The organism is Mycobacterium sp., from assembly GCF_049585075.1.
Classification (GTDB): domain Bacteria; phylum Actinomycetota; class Actinomycetes; order Mycobacteriales; family Mycobacteriaceae; genus Mycobacterium.
Genome location: NZ_JBAUZA010000239.1, coordinates 26,624 through 32,623, shown reverse-complemented (window position 1 = coordinate 32,623; position 6,000 = coordinate 26,624). Strand labels below are relative to the sequence as shown.

6 protein-coding genes and 1 pseudogene are annotated in these 6,000 nt (G+C 64.7%); 1 reads left to right on the top strand and 6 read right to left on the bottom strand.

All coding sequences use genetic code 11. The features are described 5' to 3' along the window. The 6 genes and pseudogenes from WB785_RS11475 to WB785_RS11450 form a co-directional block, all read right to left on the bottom strand. Positions 1–235, bottom strand: a pseudogene (locus WB785_RS11475) (HpcH/HpaI aldolase family protein); the annotation flags it as partial. Continuing rightward, positions 232–1,212, bottom strand: coding sequence for a zinc-binding dehydrogenase (locus WB785_RS11470; RefSeq protein WP_424079236.1), 981 nt, complete (start codon positions 1,210–1,212; stop codon positions 232–234). The pseudogene WB785_RS11475 and the gene WB785_RS11470, both read right to left, overlap by 4 nt. A 1-nt stretch (position 1,213) precedes the next feature. Next, complete coding sequence (locus WB785_RS11465) at positions 1,214–2,428, bottom strand: cytochrome P450 (protein WP_424079235.1); 1,215 nt, start codon at positions 2,426–2,428, stop codon at positions 1,214–1,216. 11 nt (positions 2,429–2,439) lie between these two features. Continuing rightward, positions 2,440–3,144 carry an NIPSNAP family protein gene (locus WB785_RS11460; protein ID WP_424079234.1) on the bottom strand — a complete coding sequence of 235 codons (705 nt, stop codon included), beginning with the start codon at positions 3,142–3,144 and terminating at the stop codon, positions 2,440–2,442. Then, the gene (locus tag WB785_RS11455) at positions 3,144–3,713 is read right to left on the bottom strand and encodes a hypothetical protein (RefSeq protein WP_424079233.1); all 570 of its coding nucleotides are present in this window, start codon (positions 3,711–3,713) and stop codon (positions 3,144–3,146) included. The genes WB785_RS11460 and WB785_RS11455 overlap by 1 nt, the downstream gene beginning before the upstream one ends. An 88-nt stretch (positions 3,714–3,801) precedes the next feature. Then, positions 3,802–4,971 carry a CaiB/BaiF CoA transferase family protein gene (locus tag WB785_RS11450; RefSeq protein ID WP_424079232.1) on the bottom strand — a complete coding sequence of 390 codons (1,170 nt, stop codon included), beginning with the start codon at positions 4,969–4,971 and terminating at the stop codon, positions 3,802–3,804. 305 nt (positions 4,972–5,276) lie between these two features. On the opposite strand from WB785_RS11450, the gene WB785_RS11445 reads away from it, so the two are divergent. After that, the gene (locus WB785_RS11445) at positions 5,277–5,957 is read left to right on the top strand and encodes a DUF427 domain-containing protein (RefSeq protein ID WP_424079231.1); all 681 of its coding nucleotides are present in this window, start codon (positions 5,277–5,279) and stop codon (positions 5,955–5,957) included. Positions 5,958–6,000 lie beyond the last annotated feature (43 nt).

Sequence of the window (6,000 nt, the reverse complement as noted above, 5' to 3'; positions counted from 1 at the left end):
GCGCCGGGTCGGCAGCAGGGAGTCGCACCGCGGTGCCGATCGGCACAGGTTCGAGGCGGCGCAGGATGTTGGCGATGTCGGCGTCGTCGATGTAACCGTGTTGGGCGTCGAAACCGATGTAGTCGTAGCCCGCGCGGGCGAATTCCTCGGGCCCGATCACCGTTGGTCCGGTGATCCAGCCGCCCCACACGGGTTTTCCGCTGGTAAGCGCCTGCTGCAGGTGGCTCGACGTCATCCCGCACCCGATTCGGTGATCGCGATTTTCACGCGTTCGGGCACCGGGCGGCAGGCCAGCTCGAATGCGGCCTGAACCTCGTCGACGCTGAAAGTGTGCGTCAGATACATTGCCAGCAGCCCGCGATGCTCGCCGGCGAATTTGCTCGCATGATCCAGCATCCGCCGACGATCAAGCGTGACACCGGATTTCAATGTCAGGTTTTTGCGCAGCATGGCACGCATGCTGATCGGATAGCTGTCGTCGTCGGCGACCCCGAAATAGAACACGGTTCCGCCGGGCCCGCTGGCGTCGATCGCGTGGTTGAGGGTGGCGACCTGATGACCGACGGCTTCGATCACGACGTCCGGTCGGTCCTCCCGCGCCAGCTGACTGACCCACCGGTCGCTGGTGGCCCGCACGAACGTGTCGACCCCGAACTTGTTGGCGATGCCCGCGCGGTCGACGGGGTCCACGCCGGTAACATGCTGCGCGCCTGCCGCTTTCGCGACGTACGAAAACAGCAGCCCAATGGAGCCTTGGCCGATGATGGCGACGCGACGGCCCTCGAGGGCGGGCAGCTGCTCGACGGCATAGAGGACGCAGGCCAACGGTTGCAAGCCGATGGCCTGTTCGGGGGTGAGCTCGGGATCGTAGGGCGCCACCTGGTCTCCGTCGGTCACGACGCGCTCCATCAAACCGTCGAACGAAGACGCCCAACCCACAACATGGTCGCCGGGCCGATGTTCGGGATGACGGCTGGCGATGACTTCGCCGGCAACCTCATGGATCGGGAAGCCGTCCTTTTCGGGGCCGCTGCGTCCGTCGTCGCCCGGAAGTGGGCCGCGCACACCGCGAAAGGCCGGCATGTCGCTGCCGCAGACCCCGGCGGCCAAAAACCGCAATAGCACTTGGCGGTCAGCCAGGCACTGGGGTGTCTTGTCGGGGATCGATGTCCGCTCAAACAGATACGGCGCGACGATCCGATAGCACCACATGTCAGACCTCCACCGGCAAGCTGCTCCAGCCCCACTGGAAGCTCGACGGCGGCCGGAATGCGGACTCCTCGATGATCCGGTAATCCGGCACCCTCCGCAGCCATTCTTCGACCATGACCGCAATCTCGAGACGTGCGACGTGGTAGCCCAAACAGAAATGCTGACCTCGGCCGAAGGCCAGCGAGCGGCCGATGGGCCGGTTCCAGATGAACTCATCGGGTTGCGGGTATTCGCGCTCGTCCCGATTGGCGGACGCCAGCAGGGTGATGATCCGCTGACCCGGTTCGATGGTGGTGTCGTGGATGGTGAATGGTTTGCGCGCCGTCCGGGCGAACCACTGTGCCGGAGCGCAGTAGCGGATCATCTCCTCGCGCGCGATAGGCACGTTGGCTTTTGCGTCTGCCCGCACGGCCGCGAGTTGGTTCTGATGGCGCAGCAGCTCCCACAGACCGTGGGCCACGATCTTGGGCACGGTTTCGGTGCCACCGATGAACACGCAAAGCATCTGGGTGGCCACCTCGACGTCGTCGAGTGGGCTGTCGTCGGGCAGCCGATAGCCGAGCAGACCATCCACCACCGGCAACGAGTGGTCTGCGGGGTTGGTGCGACGCTGTCTGACCGAAGGGATCAGGTAGTCCAGGTAGTTGGGCCGCGACTGCGCGGTGTCGACGCCGCTGCCGGGTTCGGCAATGCTGCCGGCATTGACCGCGGCCAGCACCTCGGGCGCTAATTCTGTTGGTATCCCGAGGAACTCGCAGACCACCGACGCCGCGACAATCCCGCCGTACTCCTGGGTCAGGTCGAAGCTACCGCGCGCCAGCAAAACGTCGAGCCGCTCGTTGGCCAGTGCGCGGATTCGGGTCTCCAGCTGTGCTGCGGCTCTCGGCCGGAACGGCTTGCTGTGCGCCTGCCGGACGCTGTCGTAAATCGGCGCATCGAAGACGGCGTGAAACGGCAGCGGATGCAACGGCGGGTCAGCGACGGGGCCGTCGTTGTGCCGGCCCAGGGTCGAGGCCGGCGGTAGGGTGCCCTCCGACGCGACGAAGGTTCCGTCGTTGACTGCCAAAACATCCCAGACGTCGGCGAACCGCGACAACGCGAAGGTATCCCACTTGTCCAGGTAGTAGAGCGGATGGTGGTCACGTAAGACCCGGTAGTAAGGAAGCGGGTCGGCCATCACCGCGGAGTCAAACGGATCATACGAAAAGTCTTGCATCGACGCGACGTTCATTGCAGCGGTGACGGCGGCAGAGCTTGCAGGATCGAGTCTTCCCACCCGTCGCGAAGCGCTGGGGCGACGCTCATCCAGGTGACGATCTCGGCCGGCGGATCGTCTTTCCATGACGGATAGTGCTCGGCGAAGCACTGCCAGCCACCGTCGAGCGCCCAGTAGTGGATGACCTCGTTGTAGCGGAAGGTGGTGGTGAATGAACCGAGCCAGCGCTTACCCGTGCGCTCCGACCACGGGACATAGAGTCGCTCCAGCTCACGGATGTAGTCATCTTGACGGCCCGGTTTGGTCTGCATGATCTCTTGAATCACCACGGCAGCATCGAAATTGGCATCGCGCAACTGGGCGAGTGTCTTGTTTCTCGGCCCCGGGTACATGATCCGTCCCTCACCCGATGCGCCGATGTCGGCGAGGAACGCCGACCATTTCCCGGCCGCAGCTTCATGGCTGCCGCCGCGTGCCCGCGCGGACCCGATGCGCGCGTAGTCGGCGAACGCGTCGATCTCCCAGATGATCGTGGCTTGCGGCCAGTGCCCGTTGTAGGGGGTGGTTTCCCACACGGAGAGCAGCCGTGCCCCGAGTTCTTCCATCATCGGCCGGTAGGTGTCGACGAACATTTCGGTAAAGCGGTCAGCTGATCCTGAACCCAGCGCAATCGTCTCGTGCAAATAAAGCAGCGTATGGCTGTGGTACTTCCGCATCAGCCGACCGGGGTAAGCTCGGAATCGATTGGCAGGCAGGCTTTCATGTCGCTGCGTAGGGTTTCGATCGGGCCGACCGGATCGGCAATGCCCGCCGCGGCGAGGGCATGACGCTTGAACGCGCGGGCGGCGCCGCTGAGCACATGCTGCACCTTAGTCGTCCGGTGCCCGACGGTCAGTGGCCAATCGTCGTGCCAGAGCGTGACTTCCGTCATCCAGCGATCCAACGCTTTGAGTACCTGCTGGCGAACGCGTAGATCCGAGGCGAACATGTCCGCGCTGACCGCTAAACCGCGGGCCGCGCATCCTGTGCTTGTTGCCGGGATCTGCGCGTCGAGCTCGGATGCTTGCATGCCCAGGATTTGCAACGGGCGGCTATCGCATCGCTGCGGTAACAGCACGCTGACCTCCCAGCCGGCGCGCACCCGGTCGTACAGCCATCCCCCGATGGAGCACACCACATCGGTGGGACTGGAGGCGACAACGTCGAGGCGATACTTGACCGCAGCCCCGTCGTGCTGCCGTGTGGGCGGCCGCCGTTTCTCGAAATCCACTTCGAAGGTCCTCATCGCATTCCTTCACAGATCGAACACCCCGGGGCCCGATGGCCCGCCCCAGCGTGACACTTTTACGTCAATCTGTAAAGGTCCGATTCGGTCAGGGCGTGCGCTTCGCCGCCAACTCGGCGAGAACTTCGTCGGTGTGTTCACCCAGCCGCGGCGCTATCGACCGCGCCACCCACGGGGTGCCGTGGAAGTCCGCCGGGGTGGCCACCATGGGCACAGCTGCTGGTCCATCCGGCACGTCGACCATGCCGCCGGCGGCGTGGAACTGCTGGTCGGCCACGACGTCTTCGATGCTGTTGACCGGCGACCAGAAGAAGTCCGGTTCGCCCGCGAAGATCTCCGCCCATTCGTCGAGGGGCTTGGTGGCAAAAATCTGGTCCAATTCGGCAATCAACGCGACGGCGTTGATGGCCCGGGCACGGGCATCGGCGAACCGCGGGTCAGCCAACCACTCGGCCTTGCCGACGGCACGGCACAGCGGCGGCCAATGGCGATCGACTTCCAGCCCCACGATCCAGAACCGCCGGCCGTCACCGGCCGCGTAGTTGTTCATGCACGGGTTGCCCATCTTTTCGCGTTGCCCGATCGCGACTGGCTGGCCCGTCATCAAATAGGTGTTCAAGTCGAAGCTGACGGTGTAGGCGCCTTGGCGGTAGAGCGACGTGCTCACCAGCTGACCGGAACCGGTCCGGTCCCGGGCCAGCAACGCCGCGCAGATCGCCGCCGCCAACGTCATGCCAGCCGAGTGGTCGCCCATGCCGCCGCGTTGGAACGGTGGCGTCTCGCCGGGCCGGGTCAGCAGATGAGCCACCCCGGCGCGTGACCAGAACGCCGCGATGTCGTAGGCAGCCCGGTCGGCATCGGGGCCAGTTTCGCCGTAACCGGTGATCAGCCCATAGACCAGGCGGGGGTGATTCGCCGCCACTGACTCGTAGTCCAGCCCTAGCCGACGCAACGCGCCGGGGCGGACATTCGTGACGAATACCTCTGCGCCGCTGATCAATTCGAGAGCAGCGGTGCGGTCATGGTCGGTGCTGAGGTCGAGGACGACGCTGCGCTTGGATCGGTTGTCCATCTCGAACGGTGGACTGGTGTCCATATCGAGGCCCATCATCCGGCCGAACAGACGGGCCGGGTCGCCTGTCGGCGGCTCGATTTTGACGACGTCGGCACCCCAATCGGCGAGGATGCCGCCAGCCGCCGGCCCGGCCACCCACACGCCTAGTTCGACGACTTTGATGCCTTCCAGTGGTCCGGCCATGCTCGGCATCCTCCCATCGATGCCGTGCCGCGCGTCACGCCATCATCCTGGTTGATCATCCGCCCCCGCCAATCTCAGAAGACTCAGTGGCCTCGGCAGTCACTGGCTGGGTAGCTGATGCCTTTCACGGATTGAGGGCGCGGGTGATATCACTTCCCACGCTGACGCCTTCTCTCCGCCGGTGACATCGCATACGCCACCGTTTCGACGACCGCATCACGGTCCAGAGACGGTGCTGGTGTGGTTCGTGGTAGCGGAGTGATCGGCTAGGGAGCCTGCCGAGGTGCAACCGTAGGATCAGCGTCATGAGTCTGGTCGCCGGGCGCGGCCCGCTGAGCAATGAACCCGCCGGATGGTTTTCGCCCGCAGTGCCGGCGGACGTCGTCTACGTCGAACCTCATCCTCGACGAATTCAGGCGTGGCGCGGCGGGCGCATCGTGATCGACACCGAACGAGTACTGCTGGTGCACCGCCGAGATCATCCGCTCAGCTACGCATTTCGCGCCGACGAGGTACGCGATCTGCCCAATGAGCCGGTTGCAGAGGCGCCCGGGTTCGTCCACGTGCCGTGGGACGCGGTGGACACCTGGGCTGAAGAGGGACGAAAGCTCGTGCACTATCCGCCCAACCCGTATCACCGGGTCGACTGCCGGCCCACCAAGCGTCGTCTGCGCGTCGAGGTCGCCGGGACGACGCTGGTGGATACCGACGACACCGTGATCGTGTTCGAGACGGCGCTGGAACCCCGCCTTTACGTCGACCCATCGCACGTGCGCACCGACCTGCTCCGGCAAACGGACACCTCGACGTATTGCAACTACAAGGGCAAGGCGACTTATTGGTCGGCCGTTGTTGGTGCCGCGACGGTCGAGGACGTTGCGTGGAGCTACCAGGACCCGCCACCAGAAAGCCTGCCCATCAAGGGATTTCTCAGTTTCGACACCGCCCGCGCCGACGTTCTCGCCGAGCTGCCGGAATCCACTTAGCTCAGTCCCGGGGTTGAAGTATATCGATCGGTCTACTACTGTT